We start from the raw sequence: 24,798 nt of genomic DNA, 5'->3' as shown, positions 1-24,798 counted from the left end.
CGGTTCGTCTAACCCATCCTTTTGTAACTCCGTATAGAGTGTCCTACAACCCCAAGAGGCAAGCCTCTTGGTTTGGGCTGTTCCCGTTTCGCTCGCCGCTACTCAGGGAATCGATTTTTCTTTCTTCTCCTCCAGGTACTTAGATGTTTCAGTTCCCTGGGTGTGCCTTCTTAACGCTATGGATTCACGTTAAGATACTGTTCCATTACGAACAGTGGGTTCCCCCATTCGGAAATCTCCGGATCAAAGCTTACTTACAGCTCCCCGAAGCATATCGGTGTTAGTCCCGTCCTTCATCGGCTCCTAGTGCCAAGGCATCCACCGTGCGCCCTTAACAACTTAACCTTTTCGGTTTTCGATACGCTGCGCAATACTTCGTCAATTTCGCTCGTTCGAATCCTCATGTACGCATATAGTACACTCCGGTTCTCACTCGCTCATTTCCTTGTCTTGCTTGCGTCTCGCAACCCTTACGGCTTTTAATCCACGTCGCATTTACGTCGTGTTAGCCTAGTTGTTTACGCTTTACAGTAAATATCTTGCTTTCAATGTCGTTTATCCAGTTTTCAAAGAACAACACTATAACTTTGAAGGTCATAAACCTTCAAAACTGAACACAAAACGCTAACGCTTCCGTAAATATCCTTAGAAAGGAGGTGATCCAGCCGCACCTTCCGATACGGCTACCTTGTTACGACTTCACCCCAATCATCTGTCCCACCTTCGGCGGCTGGCTCCCGAAAGGGTTACCTCACCGACTTCGGGTGTTACAGACTCTCGTGGTGTGACGGGCGGTGTGTACAAGGCCCGGGAACGTATTCACCGCGGCATGCTGATCCGCGATTACTAGCGATTCCGGCTTCATGCAGGCGAGTTGCAGCCTGCAATCCGAACTGAGAACGGTTTTTTCGGATTGGCTCCGTCTCGCGACTTCGCGACCGTTTGTACCGTCCATTGTAGCACGTGTGTAGCCCAGGTCATAAGGGGCATGATGATTTGACGTCATCCCCACCTTCCTCCGTATTTGTACGGCAGTCTCCTTAGAGTGCCCAACTGAATGATGGCAACTAAGGACAAGGGTTGCGCTCGTTGCGGGACTTAACCCAACATCTCACGACACGAGCTGACGACAACCATGCACCACCTGTCACCGCTGTCCCCGAAGGGAAGGCTATGTCTCCATAGCGGTCAGCGGGATGTCAAGACCTGGTAAGGTTCTTCGCGTTGCTTCGAATTAAACCACATGCTCCACCGCTTGTGCGGGCCCCCGTCAATTCCTTTGAGTTTCAGTCTTGCGACCGTACTCCCCAGGCGGAGTGCTTAATGCGTTAGCTGCAGCACTAAGGGGTGGAAACCCCCTAACACTTAGCACTCATCGTTTACGGCGTGGACTACCAGGGTATCTAATCCTGTTTGCTCCCCACGCTTTCGCGCCTCAGCGTCAGTTACAGGCCAGGAAGCCGCCTTCGCCACTGGTGTTCCTCCATATCTCTACGCATTTCACCGCTACACATGGAATTCCGCTTCCCTCTCCTGCACTCAAGTCTCCCAGTTTCCAATGACCCTCCCCGGTTAAGCCGGGGGCTTTCACATCAGACTTAAGAGACCGCCTGCGCGCGCTTTACGCCCAATAATTCCGGACAACGCTTGCCACCTACGTATTACCGCGGCTGCTGGCACGTAGTTAGCCGTGGCTTTCTAGTAAGGTACCGTCAAGGTGCAGCCAGTTACTACTGCACTTGTTCTTCCCTTACAACAGAGCTTTACGATCCGAAGACCTTCTTCGCTCACGCGGCGTTGCTCCATCAGGCTTTCGCCCATTGTGGAAGATTCCCTACTGCTGCCTCCCGTAGGAGTCTGGGCCGTGTCTCAGTCCCAGTGTGGCCGATCACCCTCTCAGGTCGGCTACGCATCGTCGCCTTGGTAGGCCGTTACCCCACCAACAAGCTAATGCGCCGCGGGCCCATCCTATAGTGATAGCAGAACCATCTTTCAACATCAAAGCATGCACTTTGATGTGTTATCCGGTATTAGCACGCGTTTCCGCGAGTTATCCCAGTCTATAGGGCAGGTTACCCACGTGTTACTCACCCGTCCGCCGCTAACCTCATGAAAGCTAGGCTTTCAATTGGTTCGCTCGACTTGCATGTATTAGGCACGCCGCCAGCGTTCGTCCTGAGCCAGGATCAAACTCTCCATAAAAGAAAATTTGATTTGCTCAAAAATTTAATGTCCGAATCTAGTTTGTCAACGAGGGTTAACAACTAGACAATTTATTGCATTAACGTTTTGTTGTTCAGTTTTCAAGGTTCATTTTTGTTTCATTATTTATCGGTCGAAACAACTTTTTCATTTTAACATCTTGTTTTGTTATTGTCAAGATGTTTTTTGTTATTTTTTGTTTTTTATTACAAAACTTATCTCGTCCGCTAAGGACATGATATATATTAAAACACATTTCATTAGGAGTCAATAGTTTTTTTGAAAAAAATTTTTAGCATTTTCAAATCTAGTACAAACAACAAAATTCCTGCAATTACTATAATTCCACCAACAATTTGTGTAACTATCAATTTTTCTCCAAAAATAAACAATGCTAAAATTGATGCACCAACTGGTTCAAATAATATTGCAATTGAAATAACTGTAGTGCTTATCCATTTAATAGCCCAGTTAAAAAGTGAATGGCCAAGTAAATTCGGAAGGATTGCAAGCAACAAAAACCATATCCATGTCATCATTGGATAAGGACCAAATGACTCTTCTCTTATTATGACATAACATAATAAACAAACTGTACTAATAGAATATACGACCATCGTATATGTAATTAAGGATAATCTCTTTCTTACATCTTGTCCAAATAAAAAATATGCTGTTACTAAGCCACAAGCAATAAGCGCTAGTATATCTCCAAATAAAGCATTGCCACTTACTTTAAAATCTCCCCAACTAATTAAAACACTACCGGATATAGCAATAATTCCAGACAATATTGTTTGCATTGTAATGCGTTCTTTAAAAAATAAATATGTTCCTACAAAAGCAAATAAGGGCTGCATTGTAACAAGAACCGTAGAACTTGCAACCGAAGTGTAGTTTAGTGATTCAAACCAAAGTATAAAATGAAATGCCAAAAAGATTCCGGCAATTGTAGAGAACAACCAATCTCTTTTATTTAACATTTTTAATTCGTGTACATGTTTTTTTAAAAATATCGGTGACAAGATTAACACCGTAAATAGCATACGGTAAAAAGCGATAACACCCGATTCAGCATCTGCTAGTTTTACCAAAATAGCAGAAAAAGAAATCGAAATGACACCAATAATGATTGCTATAGATGGATGAATCGGTGGTTTTTCCATTTTATTTACCCCTAACTTTACTTTATTCAATATCCATTTTTACATGATTAATGTTTTTGCACAATAAAAAAAGGGGGAAATGTCTTGGGGTACTTTCACATTTTTCATGAAACGATTCGCAGCGTCGTTTTATTTAAATTGGCCTTTGCTGCAATGTTAAGTTTAATTATCGGAATCGAAAGAGAATTAAAGAAAAAACCTGTGGGATTAAAAACTAGCTTAGTAATTTCTACATTTAGTTGTTTATTAACCATTATTTCGATTGATACTGCATATAGTACCCCTCCTAGAGGTGATATCAACATCACAATGGATCCACTAAGACTTGCAGCCCAAATTGTGAGCGGAGTCGGCTTCTTAGGTGCAGGTGTCATTTTAAGAAAAGGAAACGATAGTATTACAGGTTTAACCACAGCTGCTATCGTTTGGGGAGCGGCTGGAATTGGAATTGCTGTCGGTGCCGAGTTTTATATAGAAGCATTATTAACAGTTATCATTGTCGTTTTCGGTATTGAAATCGTAGCACCTTTTTTAACAAAAATTGGGCCAAAACGAATAAGGATGCGAGAACTTTCTCTTAAAGCAAAGATTGCACATAAAGAAAATATAGAGGAATTGCTAAAGTTCATGAAAAAAAACGGGATGGTTATCGATAATATTCGCATTACTGGCGAAAATCTGACTTATGAAGTTGATATTCGTTTTTCCACATTATTAAAAAATAACACTTATACAGTTTTTAACACCTTTCATGCACTTCCTTATATTCAAAAAATTGAAATTGAAATTTTATCTTAATTTGGAGGAAATCGATGTTAGAAATAATAAAATTACTAAAAGACGGAAATAAACCATCATTATCTGCAGCAATTGTGAATTTAACTTTAGGTATTATTAAAGGAGCAGCTTATTTTTTTACAGGGAATGTAGCCATGTTTGCCGAAATGATGCACTCATTAGGAGATGCAGCCAATCAATTTTTCGTCTATATTGGTTCTGCTTTATCAAAAAAGGCGCCTACAAAACGGTTTCCAAATGGATTTGGGCGGGTAGTGAATCTTGTTTGTTTAGGAGCAGTCATCATCGTTGCAATACTTTCTTACGAAACAGTAAAAGAAGGTCTCCATCATTTTTTACATCCTAAAGAACAATCAGATGGAATCCTATTCGCCCTTGGTGTTTTGTTATTAGGAACGATACTGGAAGCCATTGTTCTACAAAAAGCTGCAAAAGAAACTTTACATGAAGTAGGAATCGAAACTTCCGGTATAGGAGCAATTCCAAAATCAATTATTTATTTAAACCGAGCTAAACCAGCGACAAAATTAGTATGGATGGAAGATGCAGTTGCTACCGCGGGAAATGTACTAGCATTTTTAGCTATCATTATCGCTTATTTTACGAACTTTTACGCATTAGAAGGTTTAGTATCCATGATTATAGGTGTAATGATGTTTTATGTAGTGGGTCGAGTATTCCTTGACAACGCTCGTGGTGCAATCGGCGAAACAGATGAAGAAATGTTAATACACATTGGTAATTTAGTAATGGAAGATCCCCATGTAAAAGATATTGAACGGTTAGAAGTTGTAAAGGAAGGAGAGTTTCTCCATGTTGAAATCGTTGTAGAAACCAATCCTCATCAATCTCTTGATTATTTGGATAGTGTTCGAGATCACTTAGTTGAATTAATTTTGGCTCAAAAAGGCGTTACAAAAGTAACTCTTGCTTTTGACAAAGACGACGGAATAACAGAGTGGAAATATCATAAAAAGAATAATGGATAACTTAATTGTGAAATCGCTAAAATGATTTATCATGTTAATACAATGATATATTACACTGTTAAAGATAATAGGCTGTCTAATACTAGACAGCCTCCCCATTTATAAAGACATCCTCAAAATTTCTCTTACATCGTTCTTCTCAAGAACTTTAAAACGTCCAATTGGACCATTCGCCATTGCTTTTTCAACTAATAATTCCAACTTTGAATCATCAATAGAATAATCTTTAAGTGAACTTGGAGCTCCTAGAGATGTCCAAAACTCTCTTAAACGTTCAATTCCTTCAAATGCAACATCTTCTACAGTCTTATGAGACGGATTTACTCCAAACACTTTCGTAGCCAGCCGAGCAAAACGATGCGGATTTACATGAACAACATGTTTCATCCAGTTTGGAAATAGAATCGCAAGCCCCCCACCATGTGGAATATCATATACTGCTGATATGGCATGCTCGATTTCATGAGTTGCCCAATCACCCTCTGATCCCATTGATAACATTCCATTTAAAGCAATCGTTCCAGATAATAAAATTGTTTCCCGCAATTCATAGTTTTCCAGATTATCTACTAATTTTGGTGCTGTTTCGATAACTGTTCTCAGTAACCCTTCACACAATTCATCCATTACCAATGTATTTTCCGCATCATGGAAATATTGTTCAAATACATGGGACATCATATCGACAATACCGTATACCGTTTGATCCTTTGGTACTGTTATTGTGTATGTCGGATCAAGAATAGAAAACTTTGGAAACACCCTTCCGCTTGCCCAACCATATTTTTCTTTCGTTTTTTCGTTGGAAATAACAGAATTCGCATTCATTTCTGATCCAGTTGCAGCTAACGTTAAAACTGTTCCTAGAGGCAATGCATCTTTTACCTTCACTTTTTCCGTTACAATATCCCATGGATCTTCTTCCGTTTTTGCTCCAGCAACTATTAATTTAGAACAATCGATAACCGAACCGCCGCCAACCGCAAGTACAAAATCAATAGATTCTTTCTTACAAATATCAATTCCTTTTCTAGCCGTTTCAACTCTTGGATTTGGTTCTACACCACTTAATTCGAAAACATTCAAATCAAGATCTTTCAATATAGAAGTCACTTCATCATATAGCCCGTTTCTCTTAATGCTGCCTCCTCCAAAAACAAGCAGAATATTTCTCCCGTATTTCGGCAGCTCCTTTTTTAATTTACGTATTTCACCCTTCCCAAAATATAATCGAACAGGATTAGTAAAAACAAAATTATTCACTCAAACACTCTCCTTTATGAGCAAATTTACAATTCACACTATAAGTTAAAAATACGAATAAACAAATAACACCATTTTTCAATGCAGAAAAATGGTGTTATTCTTCTTCAAGAAGCAAACTCTAAATCAAGATTCAGTTGTATATTACACCCATCCGCGGAAGCGGGAAGCTTCAGCTGTACGGCGAACACCAACCATATACGCAGCAAGGCGCATATCGATATTTCGACTTTGCGCAGTTTGGTAAACATTTTCAAATGCATTGACCATTCTCTCGCGCAATTTTTCTTTCACTTCTTCAGCAGACCAATAGTAGCCTTGATTATTTTGAACCCATTCAAAATAAGAAACAGTTACCCCACCAGCAGAAGCAAGTACATCAGGTACTAATAAAATTCCACGTTCAGTAAGGATTTTTGTTGCTTCAGCAGTTGTTGGACCGTTCGCAGCTTCGACAACAATTTTAGCTTTAATATTAGGTGCGTTTTCAGCTGTAATTTGGTTTGAAATTGCTGCTGGAACTAAAATATCGCAGTCTAATTCTAACAATTCTTTATTTGTAATTGTATCTTCAAACAATGTTGTTACTGTTCCAAAACTATCTCGACGATCTAGTAAGTAATCGATATCTAAACCGTCTGGATCATATAAAGCACCATAAGCATCGGAAATACCAATCACTTTTGCACCTAAATCGCTCATAAATTTCGCCAAGAATCCACCAGCATTTCCAAAACCTTGAATAACTACTCGTGCACCTTTAATATCAATACCGCGTTTTTTCGCTGCTTCCTGGATAACAATTGTCACGCCTTCTGCAGTTGCACGGTCACGTCCTTGCGAACCGCCTAAAACAATTGGTTTTCCTGTAATAAATCCAGGTGAATTGAACTCGTCAATTCGACTATACTCATCCATCATCCATGCCATAATTTGGGCATTCGTAAATACGTCTGGAGCAGGAATGTCTTTTGTAGGTCCTACGATTTGGCTCACAGCACGAACATACCCACGGCTTAATCGCTCCAATTCTCCCATTGACATTTGACGAGGGTCACAAACAATACCACCCTTACCTCCGCCATATGGTAAATCAACAATACCGCATTTTAAAGTCATCCACATAGAAAGCGCTTTCACTTCATCCTCGGTCACATCTGGATGGAAGCGGATTCCTCCTTTAGTTGGACCAACCGCATCTGAGTGTTGAGCACGATAACCAGTAAATACTTTCGTTGTACCGTCATCCATTTTTACGGGGATGCGCACTTTTAACACACGAAGCGGTTCTTTTAATAATTCATACATCGCTTCATCATATCCAAGCCTATTTAATGCTTCTTTAATCACATCTTGTGTTGAAGTAAGAAGATTTACATTTTCAGACATATATTCTCGCCTCTTTTAACTCAATGATTTAATATTTTGTAGAAAGTTCCTCAACATCATATTAACATACTTTGTAAATAAATCGAGTTGATTGTATTGGTAATTTCCATTTTAATGATGTCCTACCATATGTACAACCATTTTTTCTCCCAATTTATATTATTAGCTCAACAAATTATTTATCATTCATTTTGAATCGAGTAGGAGGGAGCGATTAACTCCCGTCCTCTCACACCACCGTACGTACGGTTCCGTATACGGCGGTTCAATTAAGATGATTGACGCAAGTCTTTATAACTTCCGTGAATAGCTGTTCTCTTTATGCCAGTGGTCACTCCACCCTCCAAGAGGTCTCCCACGGGATTCACCGCTTCCTTCCTCAAGTGAGGTACTACGTTTTCTGTGTTCATCATGACTCACTGAATGCCAAGGGCTATTCTCTCTTAATTGTTCGGTCCTTCTTAGTAGTTCTAAACCAACTAATACTATGACCTCTGCTGACTTCTGACGGTTCAGCTACTTATCACTAAGTAGGTTATGAAGCGTACTTCACATATCCGCCAGACCTCCCCGGGTAAGAATGTAATCTTTCCTTCCATCTATCTGCTTCATTTACTCTGTACCACCTTTGGCAGAAAGGACTTTGTTTTGTTTAGCAAACTCATCCAATGATACCTAGCCTTATATGAAGTTCGTGTTCCTCAGACCGGAAGTTTGCCGCTCGCTTCCTTCAGATTCCGCGTCACCACGGACACCCTTGCGTTAAGCTAACTGTTACTTCTGCCTTCACAGTTCGGGACTTACACCCTATAGATTACACCCATGCCAGGCGCACTAAAAAAGCAGACGTATAAAAACGTCTGCTTTTTAAATTATAACGTTTCAGAAATAGTTTTTGCTTGCATATGAAGAATCAAGTAGTCAGGTCCACCTGCTTTTGAATCTGTACCAGACATGTTGAATCCACCAAATGGTTGATATCCAACAATTGCAGCAGTACATCCGCGGTTGAAGTATAAGTTACCTACATGGAAATCTTCTGCAGCTTTTTGTAAATGGAAGCGATTATTTGAAATGACAGCACCTGTTAAACCATACACTGTATTATTCGCAATTTCAAGTGCTTCATCAAAATCTTTTGCTTTTGTTATTGCAAGAACTGGACCAAAGATTTCTTCTTGCATAATTCGAGCATTAGGATCTACATCTGCAAATACTGTTGGATGGATGAAGTAACCTTTTGAATCATCATATTGTCCACCAGCAACTAAGCGGCCTTCTTTCTTCCCAATCTCGATATATTCAGCAATTTTCTTAAATGCACCTTCATCAATTACTGGGTTTACATATGTTTCCTCATTTGCAGGATCTCCTACAACAAGTTCATTTGTTAATTCAGCAACTCGTTCTACAACTTTATTGTAAGCTTCATCTCCTACAATGATTGCACGTGAACATGCTGAACATTTTTGACCACTGAATCCGAAAGCACTAGTTACAATAGATTGAGCTGCTAATTCTAAATCAGCATTTTCAGCATCGTCTACGATAATCGCATCTTTACCACCCATTTCAGCGATTACTCGTTTAAGCCAAATTTGTCCTTCATTAACAACGGCAGCACGCTCATTGATGCGAATACCAACATCACGAGAACCAGTGAAGCTGATAAAGCGTGTACGTGGATGATCTACTAAATAATCTCCTACTTCTGAACCTGGTCCTGGAATGTAGTTAACAACTCCTGGTGGCATTCCTGCTTCTTCTAAGATTTCCATGAATTTATAAGCAATAACTGGTGTTGTAGAAGCTGGTTTTAAAAGTACAGTATTACCTGTAACAGCAGCTGCTACAGTTGTCCCAACCATGATAGCAAATGGGAAGTTCCATGGTGAAATAACAACACCAACACCTAACGGAATATAAACATATTTGTTGATTGTTCCAGGATTTTCTTCAAGCGGTTTTCCTTTTGCAATTTCTAACATTTGACGACCGTAGTATTCTAAGAAATCGATCCCTTCAGCAATATCTCCATCCGCTTGTACCCATGGTTTACCTGCTTCTTTTGTTAACCATGCCGCTAATTCAAATTTACGGCGACGAACAATCGCTGCAGCTTTAAATAAAACTTCTGCACGGATAACTGGATCTACTTTTTTCCATGTATTGAACGTTTTATCTGCAATTTGCATTGCCTTTTCTGCAATTTCTTTATTTGCTTTTGAAACTCGACCTACAACTTCCGTTTTATTTGCAGGGTTATAAGAAGTAATTTTATCTTCCGTTGTAATTCTTTCTCCACCAACAATTAATGGATAATCCTTGCCTAATTCACTTTCAACTTTTTTTAATGCTTCAAGATACTTTTGACGATTTTCTTCAATTGAAAAATCAGTTAGGGGTTCATGTTTGTAGGGAATCATTATTACTCCTCCTTAAAATAAATTACATAAATAGTATGCAAAAAATATTTGCACCTATAGAATATTTATATATATAATAATGCAAAATATTATTGCATTTTTCAATACATATTATATAACATAATCAAAAAAATTTTTTGAGGGTGTTGACGATGTCTCTAAATAGTAAACAACTTCTAAAACTGTATGAATTTGCTGTAGAACATGTTTCAGTTGGCATTCATGCTGTTGATACGGAAGGAAGAACGATCTTATATAATAAAAAAATGAAAGAAATAGAAGGTTTTGATGTGGAAGACATTACCGATCGTTCTATTTTAGAACTTTTTGCATTTCGCTCCCATGACAGTACGTTGTTGCGCGTATTAAAAACTGGAATCAAAGAGATCAACGTAAAACAAACATATTTTAATAAATATGGTCATGAAATTACCACGATTAATGATACGTACCCCATTTACGAAGGGGAAAAACTTATCGGTGCCATAGAATTTGCCCGTGATATCACTTCTTTGGAAAAACTTATTTATCAACCTTTACGTCGATATGGGGAACCATTAACATTTGATGTCATTACTGCGATCTCTGAACCGATGCAAATCGTTAAAGAAAACGCAAAAAAAGCAGCTCGTGCCCGTATTCCTGTATTATTAATTGGAGAATCTGGAACAGGAAAAGATTTAATAGCAGAAGGAATCCATCACGAGCTTCAGCCGAAAAACGATGAATTTGTTACTCTTTTCAGCAGAAGGCCAAATCAATTAGAAAGATTAAAAACGTATTTAAAACAAGATAAATCATATACATTTTTCTTTGAACGAATTGAATTTTATTCCCTCTCCACTCAAAAAGAACTACATAAACTGTTAACAAGCCTACCGCCAGAAAAGCATATGGTTATTGGCAGTGTCGGTGGAGACCCAATTGATTTAATTGGCAATCATCAATTGCTGAAAGACCTATATTATTATTTTGCTTCAATGAGCATTTCTATACCCGCTTTGCGCACTAGAAAAGAAGACATTAAACCTTTCGTAAATGATTACTTTTCAAGACATCGCGAACGTTTTAATTCGAATATTCAAGGTTTGTCAAATGATGTAATGGAATTGTTTCTTGAATATGATTGGCCTGGAAATTTAAAGGAATTGGAACTATTGTTAGATGAAATCGCTTCGATGATTACAAATGAAAAATACGTTACATACGAAATGTTGCCATTACATTTCCGGTTTAAGTTACAACAACAAAACGAAAAAATGAGAAAACCGGATTTTTTCCTTCTTCAACAAAATCGGGAATTATTGCCATTAAACGAGTATTTAAAAGAAGTGGAAAAATATTATTTACAACATGCATTAGAAATGAACGAAGGAAATATTACAAAAACTGCCCAAGCATTAGGTATGACACGACAAAATTTACAATACAGACTAAGAAAATTAAACATATAAAAAATCCCAAAAGCATACTCGCTTTTGGGATTTTTTTAATGCCCTCTCTCAATCCAATCTTGAAGTTTTTCCTTTAGCGTCTGAAAACCGTTTGCATCCTGTTCATTTACACGTTCTTGTAATGTTTTTTTCGGATTCTTATCCATTTTCTTTTGTGGTGGTGGGTCTTGAAGAGCACGGGTAGATAAACTAATTTTTTCGTTACGTTCATCAATATCAAGTATTTTTACTTGTATTATGTCACCAACTTTAAAAAAATCTTCTACATTTCGAACGTAACCATAAGTAATTTCAGAAATATGAACAAGACCTTGTGTTGATTCATCTAATGCCACAAAAGCTCCATATGGTTGAATCCCGGTTACCTTCCCTGTTACAACTTCACCTACTTCATATTTTTTTTTCATAATTTTTTCCTACTTTCTTTCACTACGTAAATGTCATGTTAAATTATAACATAACGAGTAACGGCGAAACAAAAAATCACCTTTTTTTGAAAAAAGCTTCCAATTTTTTTTGATGAATTTATAAAAGTTTATCATAACATTAATTTTGAAAGTAAAATAAAAAGTGTCGACTTTTTTTAAAGGAGCGACACTTTTTATCACTTTTTATATAATACATTTAGCTTCAAATTTAATCGCAATTAATTGATAAGCCATTTCCACACAATTTTCGAAAGGAATCCAAATTTCAAAGGAGTGTTCGTATACTCTCTGAATTACTTTTGCTAATTCTGTGGGATCATCTATCGCTTGCAACGCTGCAACTACATCGCTGGCTTCAATTTCATAAGCACCTTCTCCCATTTGAAAGGGATCCCATTTCATTAAAGCTTGCTTCGCTTTTTTATTCATTAATACGTCTTCCACGAATTTCACCTAACACAAATTATTCTTTATTTTCCTTCTTATGATATCATATTATCATTAGATTTAAAGATAAAAAATAAATAGAAAAGAGTGATAATTGTGACAATCCAGTTCGATGAAATATATGAAAGAAGAAACACCAATAGTTTTAAATGGGACAAATTTAAAGAACGCTTCCGTGCAAAATACCGTGTCGAAGATGACTCTGATATTTTGCCAATGTGGGTTGCTGATATGGATTTTGCTGTTCCCCAAATTGTTATTGACGCAATAAAAGAACGATTAAATCATCCGATTTTCGGCTACTCCTACATCAGCGACGAATGCAAAGAGGCCATCCAACAATGGTACAAACGTCGCCACAATTGGCATATAAATAAAGATGCCCTGATCTTCCATAGCGGTGTTGTTCCTGCTATAGCTACGATTATTGAAACCTTCACAGAACCAGGAGACAAAATATGTATTTCAACACCGGTATATGCACCATTCTTCAGCATACCAAAAGCCCTTAATCGCCAAATAATCGAATGCGATTTAGTAGAAAGTAAAGAGCATATTTATGAATATGATTTTGAACAGTTGGAGGAAGCATTTAAAAAAGGTGTAAAAGCTTATATTTTATGTAGCCCACATAATCCAGCTGGAGTTGTTTGGTCAAAAGACACGCTGAAAAAACTCATCCAATTATGTATAAAATATGATGTTTTACTTATATCAGATGAAATTCATTCAGATATTGTCTTTGAAGGTCATAAACATATCCCGACTATGACTGTAGAAGGTGCCGAACAAGCAAAAATTGTCGCATGTATTGCCCCTACGAAAACATTTAATCTAGCTGGACTTCATGCAGCGATTATCGTAGCAGAAAATAAACAATTACGAAATGCATTAATTCAAAATAAAATGGCTCATGGTCTAGACGATTGGAACGTACTTGCAGCTAGCGGTGTACAAGCGGTATATGAAAAAGGTGACGAATGGCTCGATCGCATGATTCAATACGTCTCCAAAAACATTGACTATTTAGAGCAAGAATTAAATAAGTTGGATGGCATTCGAATCATTCGTCCTCATGCCACCTATCTCGTTTGGATTGATTATCGTGGAACTGGTCTTTCTGAAAACGAAATGATGGATCGTCTGATAAATAAAGGAAAAATCGCATTAGAACCAGGTACAAAATATAGTGAAGCTGGCCGAGGATTCCTTCGTATCAATTTAGCATGTCCATTTGAAACAGTAAAAGACGGTGTTGAACGATTCAAAAAAGCTTTATTATAAAAACATTTATTAAAGACTCTCAACCTATTAAAGGTTAGAGTCTTTTTATTTGTTACCTTTTTTCAATCTTCTATTTATTATATAATAAGAAAAAATAAATTCTTAATTATTTGAAAATGGGGTTGTTACAATCAATAAAGTGATGAAAAGATTTCCTCTTCGATTAACAATGTTTATTTTTTCCTTTGTTATCGTGTTATTTTCTATCTTAACCAGTGGAATTATTATGATTCATAATATTTCTGGCGCCTTTGAAAAAGAATTTGGATCTAGAGCAATCGCTATCGCCCGTACAGTTGCCCAACTAGAAGATGTACAAAAAACCGTTGGAAAAGAGGAAGGTTTTGAAGTTATTCAACCGATTGCAGAACGAATTCGATTGGCAACGGACGTCGATTATATTGTGATCTTCGATATGAAAGGTGTACGATATTCTCATCCGTCCGAAAGTAAAATTGGAACCATCAATGAAGAAATAAAAAACAATGAAGCTTTGTCACAACACGAATACATTTCAAAAGCAATCGGAGTTCAAGGATTCTCGATTCGTGCGTTTGTACCTATTATGAATCCAGATGCTACAAAACAAGTAGGTGTCATCACGGTCGGAATCATTACGCCAAAATGGTACCAATTAGTAGGAGAATATCAATTAGATATTTTTATCGCATTATTTTGGGGGTTACTGATTGGGTTGATAGGATCGATCTTGATTGCCAATCTAATTAAACGGCAAACGTTAAACTTAGAACCATATGAAATTGCTCGTATCGTGGAAGAACGTTCAGCAATTATGCAAGCAATGGATGTTGGAATTCTCGCCACAGATGGCCGAGGGAAAATTACATATATGAATCATTTAGCTAGAAAATATACTCATTTTTTTGCGAAGGAAGGAACATTAAAAGAGGTATTTAAAAATACTTGGTTAGCCGAAGAACGCCTTGAAAAACAAGAAAGTTATAAACCGCTATCTTTGTTAAATCAAATGTACTTAGTCCGAATTTTTCCACTAAAAATACATGATAAAAATGCTGGTTCCCTCATCGTCATTACTGACCATAAAGAAGCACACACCTTAGCTGAAGAATTAACTGGTGTAAAAACTTTAGTGGATACACTTAGGGCTCAGCACCATGAATTTTTAAACCGATTACATAGTATTGCGGGGCTTATTCAACTCAATCGAAATGAGGAAGCCATCAGTCTAATCTTAGATGAAATTACTGATGAAGAAAGTGTTTTTCAAAAAATTAAAGATAAAATACACGATTATTCCATTCAAGGACTATTAATTGGAAAATTCTCAAGAGCGAAAGAATTAGGTGTTGAGTTAACATTAAGCGACGATTCCTATTTGCTTGATTATGTCACAGGTTTTTCTAGTGGCGACTTAATCACTATTATTGGGAATTTGCTAGATAATGCAATGGAAGCATGTCTTTCTAAAGAAGAAAGATATGTAGATATTCTCATTCAAGGGGATCAAGATTATTTATATATTGAAGTACAAGATAATGGCGTTGGAATTCAAGAACCAGTGGAACAAATTTTTAATTATGGTTATACAACGAAAAATAAACAAGGCCATGGGATTGGATTAGCATTAGTGAAGCAAATTATCGAGTCCAATCATGGAACAATTCAAATTTTTTCAGAGGTTGGTGTTGGCACAACAATAATCGTACAAGTTGGGAGGAATGTACTGTGACCAATATAAATGTCTTAATTGTGGAAGACGATCCAATGGTATTGGAAGTAAATAAGAGTTTTTTAAAGAAAATTAATGGATTTAACTTAGTTGGGGAAGCCCAATCAGGTGAACAAGCCTATCGAGAAATTAAGAACAAAACGCCTGATTTAATCCTTTTAGATATGTATTTACCAGATATTTCTGGGTTAGAGTTGTTTTACAAAATTCGTCAAGAACGCCTCCCAGTTGATATTATTATGATTACTGCAGCTAGAGATGCAAAAACAGTTCAAGAATTGACACGCTTAGGAGCTTTCGACTATTTAGTGAAACCTTTCCGCTTAGAAAGATTCCAACAAGCGTTAGAAGATTATGCCCGCTCAAGAAAAAAATTAACAACGAAAACCGAACTTAAGCAAGATGACATCGATGATTATTATGGCATGTATTATGAGTCTCAAAAAGAATTACCAAAAGGACTCAATGAAATTACAATGAAACAAATCACCGACAAATTAAAAGAAATCAACGGTCCCGTCACAGCTGAACAACTAGCACAAAATACAGGCATGGCGAGAGTCACTGTAAGAAAATATTTAGACTATCTTGCGAGTATTAGTGAAGTCAAAATCGATTTAAAATACGGTACAGTGGGTCGTCCAACAAAATATTATTCCATTTAATAAGAGCTATCAAGGCTCTTATTTTTTTGCCTTCATCTATGTAATACAACAGTTATTATTTCAAAATAACTGTTGTATACCAAAAAGAACAAAACGTCCATTAATACCATAATATTGAGAATTTTCGTTTTTCATATAACATGAAACTATCTACATCAAACAGCAAGTTCAAGGGGAAAACGATGAGAGATTCAATAAAAGTAATTCTATTTTGTTTTCTATTAGTCATACCATTTTTAACTCTTGCGTGCTCTCAAATAAAAGATTATCCCACTGATTTAGAACAGTTAAGTGAAGATGAGCGACTTGTCATCCGATTTTCCCATGTCGTAGGTGAAGATACACCAAAAGGGATGGCAGCTAGAAAATTTGCTGAACTCATTAAAGAACGATCAAACGGTCGAATTGAAATACAAGTGTTTTCAAACGGAACTCTTTATAAAGATGTGGAAGAATTGGATGCCCTTTTAAGAGGAGATATCCAATTAATTGCTCCTGCTATTTCGAAGTTGACAGATTTGGTTCCTGAACTTTCTGTATACGATCTTCCCTATGCTTTTAATTCATTAGAAGAAGTTCATGAATTTACAGAAAGTGAAGCCGGGAATCGATTAAAAGATTTATTAAAAATGCATAATCTTATCGCTCTTAGTTTGTGGGATAGCGGTTTTAAACAAATTAGCAACGACATTAGACCGATCGAGCATTATCAAGATTTAAAAGGAATACGGATGCGCATTATGCAGAGCGATATTTTAGCACAACAATATTACATTGTTGACGCCTTTCCTAGAAAAATTGACTTTAATACCGTCTTTCAATCGCTGAAAAAAGGTGATATAGAAGGACAAGAAAATACGTTAACAAATATCACAAGTAAAAACTTTTATTCATTGCAAAAATACTTAACTATTTCAAATCATGGATATTTAGGTTATTTTCTACTATTTAATTTAGATTTTTGGGAAAGTTTATCTGATGAAGATCGGGAACTTATTACCGAGACGCTTCATGAAGTTCAAGAATGGCAATGGCAGCTTGCAGAAGATTTAAATGACAGAAGACTGCAAGAAATTGAAGAATGCCAATGCATACAAATCTATTATTTATCTGAGGAAGAGAAAAAAGAATGGGAAGAACATTTTACGCCCGTATATCACTACTACACCCAACATTACGGGGATTACTACATTCAAAATCTTCCGAAATATAAATATGTCAAATAGGTAAAAAAGAGACTTTGCGCTCTTTTTACAATAAAAACATTACTACATTTAAGGGGGATAATTACATGAAGAAATGGCTATTAGCCACTATTTTAGGGGTGCTAGCTCTTGCCCTTGCTGCATGTGGCGGCAGTTCAAGCAGTGAACCAAAATCCAGTGAAGATTACACTGCTGACAAACCACTTATTATCAAATTCTCACACGTAACTGCAGTTGATAGTGTAAAAGGTAAATCTGCTAACTACTTTGCTGAATTAGTAGATGAAAAAACAGAAGGTCGTGTAAAAGTTGAAGTTTATCCATCTTCACAATTATACGGCGATGCGGATGAGCTTGATGCATTAGTATCAGGGAACGTACATATGATCGCTCCATCCGTTACAAAAATGGTGAAAATCGACCCACGTTGGCAATATGTTGATATGCCATATTTATTCAAAGATGAAGAACATGTTCAAAAATTCTTTGATTCAGAAGTAGCGCAAGAATTATTCAACTCTCAGCAATTAGCACAAAACGATATTAAAGGTATGGCATTCTGGCCAAACGGTTTCAAACATTTCTCTAACAACAAACATCCATTAGTAAAACCTGAAGACTTCAAAGGTTTGAAATTCCGTACACAAGCTGGACAAGTATTAGAAAAACAATTTGAATCATTAGGTGCAGGTTCTGCAACAATTTCATTCGGTGAAACTTACGCAGCTCTTCAACAAGGAACTGTTGATGGTGCAGAAAACCCATTCAACAACTTTGATACAATGAAATTCTATGAAGTTCAAAAATATTTATCTACAACTCAACATGGTCGCCTTGACTATGCAATTTTCGTAAACAAATCGTTCTGGGAATCAATGCCTGAAGATTTACGTGTATTAGTGGAAGAAGCGCTTAGTGAAGCTACTGAATACGCTCAAAAATTAGCAGCTGAAGAAAACCAAAAATCCTTCGAAAAAATCAAAAGCTTAGGCACTGTTGAAGTTTATGAAATGACTGATGAAGAGCGCCAAGCTTTACGAGAAGCTTTACAACCTGTTTATGATGAATTTACTGATGTCATCACACAAGAATTAATCGATGGCATTACAGCATTAGCTGAATAATTCATCCTTATAACACAGTCTTTTCCCTATTTTTTTCGAGTGTCGAATTTATTTCGACACTCCATCTTTTTTCATATATGTATTCCATTATAAGGGAGTTGATAACAAGTGAAGGCATTATCGAAGCTTTGGACTTGGTTAGAAGAAATATTAGCCAGCATCTTTTTTGGCGTCGGTGTATTATTGATCTTCTACGGAGTTGTTATGCGTTACTTTTTAAATCATCCTCAAGCATGGGTAGAAGAAGTCGCAAGGTATTCAATAATTTGGGGAACATTTTTAGGATTTGGTATGGCGCTAAAACATAATCAACATATTCAAGTAGATATTTTATATGATCGTTTAGGAAATAAGGGAAAGTATTTCATCAATATACTAGCGACAGTGCTATCGATTGTTTTCTGCCTAATCTATACATATTACGGATGGAATTTAGTCACTGCTCGCATTAGTTCCGGAATGGTATCTCTAGATGTAGGAATCCCTATGTGGATTGTTTACCTAATACTACCAATCTCAGGAGTGCTTTTCCTGCTTCGTTTCATTGAAAGGTTGGTAAACATTCTGCGTAGAAAGGATGAAGACTATGCTAACCCTCTTAATTAGTTTCTTTGTATTGATTTTTTTACGTGTTCCAATTGCTATTAGCTTGGCTCTAGCTACCATATTAATGTTATTCATGGCTGATTTTAATATGAACATGATGCCGCAACGCATGTTTACGGCACTTGATTCCTTTCCTATGATGGCCATTCCTGGATTCGTATTAGCAGGTGCCATTATGGCTCGTGGGGGAATTTCAAAATATTTAATTGAGGCATTACGTGCCTGGGTTGGACACTTACCTGGTGGATTATCGGTCGTAACACTACTTGCATGCGGGATTTTCGCAGCAATTTCTGGTTCCTCTCCAGCAACAGCAGCTGCAATTGGTTCTATCATGATTCCTGCATTAGTTGCTGCTGGATATGAGAAAAAATACGCTCTCGGATTAGTGGCTGCTGGAGGAACTCTTGGTATTTTAATTCCTCCGAGTGTACCTCTCATTATTTACGGTATTACATCGGAAGAATCGATTGGAAAACTATTCATGGCCGGGGTTATCCCTGGATTAGGGTTACTTGCTGTATTAATTGTAGCAGCGATTGTATATGCAAAAATGCAGGGATATCAAGGCGATGAAAAAGCAAGTTGGGAAGAACGCGGTCGAAAATCGTTGAAAGCCATTTGGGGTGCATTTTTGCCGGTATTAATTTTAGGTACGATTTACTCAGGGGTTGTAACTCCGACTGAATCTGCTATTATTGCTGTTGTTTATGGCCTCATCGTTTCAATTTTTATTTACCGCGAACTAAGTTGGAAAGATTTCCGTCAAATCTTAGTTGAATCCATCAACGTAACAGCCATGATTTTCTTAATTATCGGGGCTGCTTCATTATTCGGATTATATCTCACAAACGAACAAGTTCCGCAAAAAGTTGGAGCGTGGATTGCGGAAAGCGGCATGAACAAATGGATTTTCATGCTCATTGTTAACTTGCTCTTCTTTATTTTAGGTATGTTCTTAGAAGCTGTATCCATCATATTAATTACATTACCAATTCTATTACCTATTTTAAAACATTTTGGCATCGACTTATATCACTTCGCTATTATCATGGTTATCAACTTAGAACTTGGAATGATTACACCACCAGTTGGATTAAACTTGTTCGTCGTTGCAGGTATAGCGAAGGAAAAACTTGGGATGGTTGTTCGAGGAGTTATTCCATTTATCGTATTAATGATTGCATACTTAGTTGTCGTCATTCTCTTCCCACAATTGTCACTTTGGTTACCATTTGGAATTGGAAAATAATTGACGTTATAACGGATCCTTCCTACTGTGTCCGTTATACTTCCATTAAGTAGGTGTTCACGTATGGAAACAAAGGGGTATCATATTAATGAAATTGGTTATTGGCGAGTTGTCGCGAGTCTCGGTTTAGCTTCAACTTTTATATTTGCAACTTTCTACGCCTTTCAACCACTCATTCCTGTATTTGAAAAAGAATTTGCAATATCCGTAACATATTCTAGTTTAACCATGTCGCTTGCAACCTTATCTTTGATTCTAGGGTTGATTGTTTTAGGTTTTTTATCGGATCGGAATGGAAGAGTATTATTTATTAAACTTTCTATTCTTTTATCTATCATTCCTTTTCTGGTTATGCTTTTTGTGGAAAAGTATTGGATGATTTCAATATTGCGATTAATTCAAGGCTTCACCCTTGCTGGAGTTCCGGCAGCATCTCTTGCGTATATCGGAGAGGAAATCGATTCGAAAGTAAGAAATTTAGCAACATCCATTTACATTTCTACCAATGCGCTTGGTGGAATGATTGGACGTTTTCTTGCAGGGTATCTTTCAGAAAACTACAGTTGGCAATTAGCAATTACGATTATTACCATTTTTGGGTTTGGTGTATTTCTTTTTGTTCTGATTGCATTACCAAGATCAAAACATTTCGTTCCCAGTTCTGTAAGTTTTTGGGAAGATATTAGAGGTTTTGGATTTCATTTAAAAAATCCAAATTTACTTGTTTTATTCGGATTAGGTATTGTATTACAAGTCACATTTACTGGAACGTGGACATACCTCCCTTTCCAATTGGCAGAACCGCCTTTTTCAATGTCGCTTGAATCCATTTCCTTTTTGTATTTTGCCTATGCCTTTGGAATATTAGGAGCTCCTATTGCGAGTTGGCTATCAAATAAATTTACTTTAGATAAAGTACGAACTACTGCAATCTGCTTATTATCATTCGGAGTATTATGCACATTGCACTCTTCACTCTTTATCGTATTGCTCGGTTTGTGTGTAATTTGTTTCGGTTTTTTCACCGCCCATTCGTTAACTGCAGCAAGTGTTGGCAAAACTGCAACCCATTTAAAAGGAAGTGCATCAAGTCTTTATTTAGTTTCCTATTATATTGGTGTTGCATCAGGAAGCACCTTGGTTGCCCCCATTTATAATTATTTAGGATGGAAAGGGTTCATACTGATTACTGTCACTACAACAATTTCTTATCTTATCTTTTTAAATTTTTCGTTAAAAAGATTCCACCAAAAACATAGTGTATAAGGTGAATAGTAAGTTGTTTAAAACAATCAAGGCTGTCTAAAAGCTTATGCTTATTAGACAGCCTTTTCATGTAGCTAATCCTACTCTTTTATTATTGTGTCTTTATTTTGTTTACGCTCACGCAACATTCGCTTTTCCAACTCTTTTGTCTTCATTTCTTGTATTTTTGATATTTTTTTTACAAGGAAAAAGACAGCAAAACAAAGTACAAATAGCAATATCAATTCAACTGCAGCTGGAATATATGCTTTTTTGTCTTCAGGAAAATATAAAAAATCGCCATATAATAATAGCAAGTGCACAATCATCACTTCTTTCTGTCGTCTTATTCAAGCACTGTAATTGATTCTATTTTAATATCTTCTAACGGCTTATCTCGGAAATCTGTTTCGACATTGGCAATTTTATCTACAACTTCCATACCCTCAACAACATGACCAAATACAGTATGCTTATAGTCTAACCAAGGTGTTCCTCCAATACGAGCATACTCCTCAATGATTTCTTTTGGAAAACCTGCTTGTTCCATTTGTCCAATCATATCACTTGGTACTTGCGGCATTTGTACAATAAAGAATTGAGAACCATTCGTATTTGGACCAGCATTCGCCATGGATAACGCTCCACGTAAATTAAACAGTTCAGGATGGAATTCATCTTCGAAAGGTTCTCCCCAAATGGATTCCCCTCCCATACCTGTACCAGTTGGATCTCCGCCTTGAATCATAAAATCAGCAATAACACGGTGGAAAATAATACCCTCATAATAACCTGACTTTGCATGACCTAAAAAGTTTTCAACCGCTTTAGGTGCATGTTCTGGGAACAACTTTATTTTCATTGACCCCATTGTCGTTTTCATTTCAACTAAGATTTCTCCAGGGTTTAATTCTTTCGTTAATTGTGGGTACATTTCTTCTTCTCCTTTATAAATAAAATCATAGTGATGACTACATTTTCTTATTTTCCTCGTTTCAGTTTACCATAAAACATGAATTTTTTCCGCTAATTAAGTTATTTCACTTCTATTTCTACTTATTTTAAGTTGTTATACTCCTCTTTCTTTCATTCATCTTTTTCGGAAATTTCTTTATAAACATGTTGTAATGATATGAAAAGTGAACTGTTCTAATGAAAAATATGGTATTCTTTCTTGTAGGCAATAGGAGGAATAAATGTGAGGCAATTGTTAGGGTATCTTATGATTCTTTGCCTCTTCCCTCTTCTTTTTGTTGTTGGAGACAAAATTTGGGAAGAAGCAGCCAAAGCACAAAATCATAAAGAACAAATTCAGGAACAAATCAAACTCCCAGAAATAAAAAAACAGCTTCCTGTTAAAATGTTAGATCGAAACGGAGATTTATTTAACGAAGATTACGTGGAATGGAGAAATCCTATTCCCATAGAAGAAATACCCGAAATCGTTAAACAAATTTTTATTTTAAGTGAAGATCGAGATTTTTATCAACATATCGGTTTTGACATAAGTGCTATAATGAGGGCTGTCATAACCAATGCGGAACAAAATTCTATTCAACAAGGGGGCAGTACAATTTCCCAGCAGCTTGTTCGAATGCTTTATTTATCGGAAGAGAAAACATATGAACGCAAACTAATGGAAGTGTTGTATGCTTACGAACTAGAAAAACTATATGATAAAGACACCATTTTTGAAATGTATTTAAATGAAATGTACTTCGGTCATCAAGTATATGGTATTAATTCAGCTGCAACCTATTATTTTCAAAAACCAATACAACATTTATCCGTTGCGGAAATCGCCTTTATTGCAGCTATACCAAATAACCCTTCTATTTATGATCCGTTAAAGCATTTTGACAATACGAAAGCACGTCAAGAACGTTTAATTGATCTTCTAGCAAAAGAAAATGTCATCTCCCTTGATGAAGCAAAACAATATAAAGAAGAACCCATTCGGTTGAACATAAAAGAAAAAACGCAAAACTTCCCTGCTTACAGCACGTATGTATTACATGAACTGAATCAATTAATTGCAGAAACTGAGGGATACAACGAAGCGCTGCAACAAGCTTCACCAGAGGAAAAATTGCTGCTTCAAAAAGAATTAGATAACAAAATCAATGAACTTCTTTATTCTGGCATCATCATACATACAGCATTAGATCCTGAAAAACAATCAAAAGATGATGTATCAATTAATTCTCTTTTAACCATTCAAAATTTGCAATCTAGCGCGGTTGTCATTGAAAATGAGACGCGGGAAATCGTGAGTATGTATGCTGGAAAAAACTACAATAAATTCGATTTTCATAGAGCTTATCAGGCTCCGAGACAGCCAGGTTCATCCTTTAAACCGTTAATTGTATATGCACCGCTATTTGAAAGAACAAATTATTCACCTTCCTCCATCGTGAATGGAGGAAAATATTGCATTGGGGCGTTTTGTCCACAAAACTACGGCGGAGCAATCTATGGCGATGTAACGATTTCAACTGCCTTTAAACATAGCTTGAATACGTCAGCTGTTCGTCTGCTTTCAAAAGTTGGTATAGAGACAGCCTTTCAATATTTACAACAATTCAATTTTAAATCGATTGTAGAACAAGATAAAAACTACGCAGCTGCATTAGGTGGACTAACATACGGTGTAACTACATTAGAATTGGCCGATGCATATACAAGCTTTATCGATGGAAGTTACGTTAAATCCCATGCAATTCGAAAAGTTACCGATCAACAAGGAAACATATTGTATCAGTGGCCATCGGAACGGAAACAAATATGGTCTAAACAAACTGTACAATACATGCGTTCATTATTAAACGAAGTAGTGCGAAGTGGAACAGGAAGAGGGATTCATGCAAATTCATCCTATATTGGGGTAAAAACAGGCACTACGAACGAATATCGAGATTTTTGGATCGCTGGATTATCCAATGAATATACCGCAGCCGTTTGGATTGGCTATGATCAACCAACATCTATGCTTCAATTAGAAGACGATCGAATTCATTTCAACATATTTAACCGTATTATTAACCAATAAAATGACTATTTGGATGATATTTTTCTATCATAGATTTTCGCTTCAGCTGGAAGCTTTCCGCGGGCATGGGCTTTCCTCTCTTATTCATGTCCATT

General features: G+C 36.8%; 21 protein-coding genes and 2 rRNA genes (1 of these 23 cut by a window edge). 12 read left to right on the top strand and 11 right to left on the bottom strand.

What is annotated here, in order from left to right:
- The 3 genes from NST00_RS07840 to NST00_RS07830 form a co-directional block, all read right to left on the bottom strand.
- Positions 1-345, bottom strand: a 23S ribosomal RNA gene (locus tag NST00_RS07840); it reaches 2,582 nt to the left of the window's first position.
- A gap of 304 nt (positions 346-649) precedes the next feature.
- Positions 650-2,202 (bottom strand): 16S ribosomal RNA (locus NST00_RS07835).
- Together the 16S and 23S rRNA genes form the textbook arrangement of a ribosomal RNA operon.
- A 260-nt stretch (positions 2,203-2,462) precedes the next feature.
- Positions 2,463-3,368: a DMT family transporter gene (locus NST00_RS07830; RefSeq protein WP_016839473.1), complete on the bottom strand. Its 906-nt coding sequence runs from the start codon at positions 3,366-3,368 to the stop codon at positions 2,463-2,465.
- 84 nt (positions 3,369-3,452) lie between these two features.
- Between NST00_RS07830 and NST00_RS07825 the strand changes: the two genes are divergently transcribed.
- Both NST00_RS07825 and NST00_RS07820 read left to right on the top strand, forming a co-directional pair.
- Positions 3,453-4,166, top strand: coding sequence for an MgtC/SapB family protein (locus NST00_RS07825; RefSeq protein WP_016839474.1), 714 nt, complete (start codon positions 3,453-3,455; stop codon positions 4,164-4,166).
- Between the two features lie 14 nt (positions 4,167-4,180).
- Entirely contained in the window at positions 4,181-5,155 is a 975-nt protein-coding gene (locus NST00_RS07820) for a cation diffusion facilitator family transporter (protein WP_016839475.1), read from the top strand.
- A gap of 99 nt (positions 5,156-5,254) precedes the next feature.
- On the opposite strand, the gene NST00_RS07815 is transcribed toward NST00_RS07820, so the two are convergent.
- The 4 genes from NST00_RS07815 to pruA form a co-directional block, all read right to left on the bottom strand.
- Entirely contained in the window at positions 5,255-6,418 is a 1,164-nt protein-coding gene (locus NST00_RS07815) for an iron-containing alcohol dehydrogenase (RefSeq protein ID WP_340709836.1), read from the bottom strand.
- Positions 6,419-6,562: 144 nt separating this feature from the next.
- Positions 6,563-7,807, bottom strand: coding sequence for a Glu/Leu/Phe/Val family dehydrogenase (locus NST00_RS07810; RefSeq protein ID WP_016839477.1), 1,245 nt, complete (start codon positions 7,805-7,807; stop codon positions 6,563-6,565).
- Positions 7,808-8,076: 269 nt separating this feature from the next.
- On the bottom strand, positions 8,077-8,220 hold the full coding sequence (locus tag NST00_RS07805) for a hypothetical protein (RefSeq protein WP_172597779.1): 144 nt from the start codon (positions 8,218-8,220) through the stop codon (positions 8,077-8,079).
- A gap of 459 nt (positions 8,221-8,679) precedes the next feature.
- Positions 8,680-10,236 carry an L-glutamate gamma-semialdehyde dehydrogenase gene (pruA, locus tag NST00_RS07800; protein ID WP_026019155.1) on the bottom strand — a complete coding sequence of 519 codons (1,557 nt, stop codon included), beginning with the start codon at positions 10,234-10,236 and terminating at the stop codon, positions 8,680-8,682.
- A gap of 149 nt (positions 10,237-10,385) precedes the next feature.
- Here pruA and NST00_RS07795 point away from each other — a divergent pair, with 149 nt between their 5' ends.
- Positions 10,386-11,687 (top strand): PAS domain S-box protein, encoded by a 1,302-nt coding sequence (locus NST00_RS07795; RefSeq protein WP_016839479.1) that lies wholly within the window; start codon positions 10,386-10,388, stop codon positions 11,685-11,687.
- Between the two features lie 35 nt (positions 11,688-11,722).
- Here the strand turns inward: NST00_RS07795 and yugI are convergent, their stop codons facing one another.
- Both yugI and NST00_RS07785 read right to left on the bottom strand, forming a co-directional pair.
- Entirely contained in the window at positions 11,723-12,094 is a 372-nt protein-coding gene (gene yugI, locus NST00_RS07790) for a S1 domain-containing post-transcriptional regulator GSP13 (RefSeq protein WP_016839480.1), read from the bottom strand.
- Positions 12,095-12,298: 204 nt separating this feature from the next.
- Positions 12,299-12,559, bottom strand: a complete 261-nt coding sequence (locus NST00_RS07785) for a DUF1871 family protein (protein ID WP_016839481.1) — start codon at positions 12,557-12,559, stop codon at positions 12,299-12,301.
- Between the two features lie 99 nt (positions 12,560-12,658).
- Between NST00_RS07785 and NST00_RS07780 the strand changes: the two genes are divergently transcribed.
- The 8 genes from NST00_RS07780 to NST00_RS07745 all read left to right on the top strand — a co-directional run bounded on the left by NST00_RS07780 (position 12,659) and on the right by NST00_RS07745 (position 21,675).
- Positions 12,659-13,846 carry a MalY/PatB family protein gene (locus NST00_RS07780; RefSeq protein ID WP_096551662.1) on the top strand — a complete coding sequence of 396 codons (1,188 nt, stop codon included), beginning with the start codon at positions 12,659-12,661 and terminating at the stop codon, positions 13,844-13,846.
- A 226-nt stretch (positions 13,847-14,072) separates the two neighbouring features.
- On the top strand, positions 14,073-15,557 hold the full coding sequence (locus NST00_RS07775; RefSeq protein WP_016839483.1) for an ATP-binding protein: 1,485 nt from the start codon (positions 14,073-14,075) through the stop codon (positions 15,555-15,557).
- Complete coding sequence (locus NST00_RS07770) at positions 15,554-16,222, top strand: response regulator (RefSeq protein ID WP_168412848.1); 669 nt, start codon at positions 15,554-15,556, stop codon at positions 16,220-16,222. Before NST00_RS07775 ends, NST00_RS07770 begins: the two co-directional genes overlap by 4 nt.
- Positions 16,223-16,404: 182 nt before the next feature.
- On the top strand, positions 16,405-17,448 hold the full coding sequence (locus NST00_RS07765) for a DctP family TRAP transporter solute-binding subunit (protein ID WP_168412847.1): 1,044 nt from the start codon (positions 16,405-16,407) through the stop codon (positions 17,446-17,448).
- Positions 17,449-17,513: 65 nt separating this feature from the next.
- Positions 17,514-18,551, top strand: coding sequence for a TRAP transporter substrate-binding protein (locus NST00_RS07760; protein WP_340709835.1), 1,038 nt, complete (start codon positions 17,514-17,516; stop codon positions 18,549-18,551).
- Positions 18,552-18,659: 108 nt separating this feature from the next.
- The gene (locus tag NST00_RS07755; RefSeq protein ID WP_016839487.1) at positions 18,660-19,157 is read left to right on the top strand and encodes a TRAP transporter small permease; all 498 of its coding nucleotides are present in this window, start codon (positions 18,660-18,662) and stop codon (positions 19,155-19,157) included.
- A complete protein-coding gene (locus NST00_RS07750) occupies positions 19,138-20,409 on the top strand; it encodes a TRAP transporter large permease (protein ID WP_016839488.1) in 1,272 nt (423 codons plus the stop codon). The genes NST00_RS07755 and NST00_RS07750 overlap by 20 nt, the downstream gene beginning before the upstream one ends.
- 63 nt (positions 20,410-20,472) lie before the next feature.
- On the top strand, positions 20,473-21,675 hold the full coding sequence (locus NST00_RS07745) for an MFS transporter (RefSeq protein WP_340709834.1): 1,203 nt from the start codon (positions 20,473-20,475) through the stop codon (positions 21,673-21,675).
- A gap of 80 nt (positions 21,676-21,755) precedes the next feature.
- Here the strand turns inward: NST00_RS07745 and NST00_RS07740 are convergent, their stop codons facing one another.
- Positions 21,756-21,983 carry a hypothetical protein gene (locus NST00_RS07740; protein WP_040764878.1) on the bottom strand — a complete coding sequence of 76 codons (228 nt, stop codon included), beginning with the start codon at positions 21,981-21,983 and terminating at the stop codon, positions 21,756-21,758.
- A 17-nt stretch (positions 21,984-22,000) separates the two neighbouring features.
- A complete protein-coding gene (locus NST00_RS07735; protein ID WP_016839493.1) occupies positions 22,001-22,588 on the bottom strand; it encodes a peptidylprolyl isomerase in 588 nt (195 codons plus the stop codon).
- A gap of 264 nt (positions 22,589-22,852) precedes the next feature.
- Between NST00_RS07735 and NST00_RS07730 the strand changes: the two genes are divergently transcribed.
- Positions 22,853-24,703 carry a transglycosylase domain-containing protein gene (locus NST00_RS07730; protein WP_340709833.1) on the top strand — a complete coding sequence of 617 codons (1,851 nt, stop codon included), beginning with the start codon at positions 22,853-22,855 and terminating at the stop codon, positions 24,701-24,703.
- Positions 24,704-24,798: the final 95 nt, after the last annotated feature.

Origin of the sequence: Ureibacillus sp. FSL K6-0165, from assembly GCF_038004285.1 — a bacterium.
Classification (GTDB): Bacteria; Bacillota; Bacilli; order Bacillales_A; family Planococcaceae; genus Ureibacillus; species Ureibacillus thermosphaericus.
Note: the sequence above shows the minus strand (reverse complement) of the source record. Positions and strands in the feature narration are given on the sequence as shown.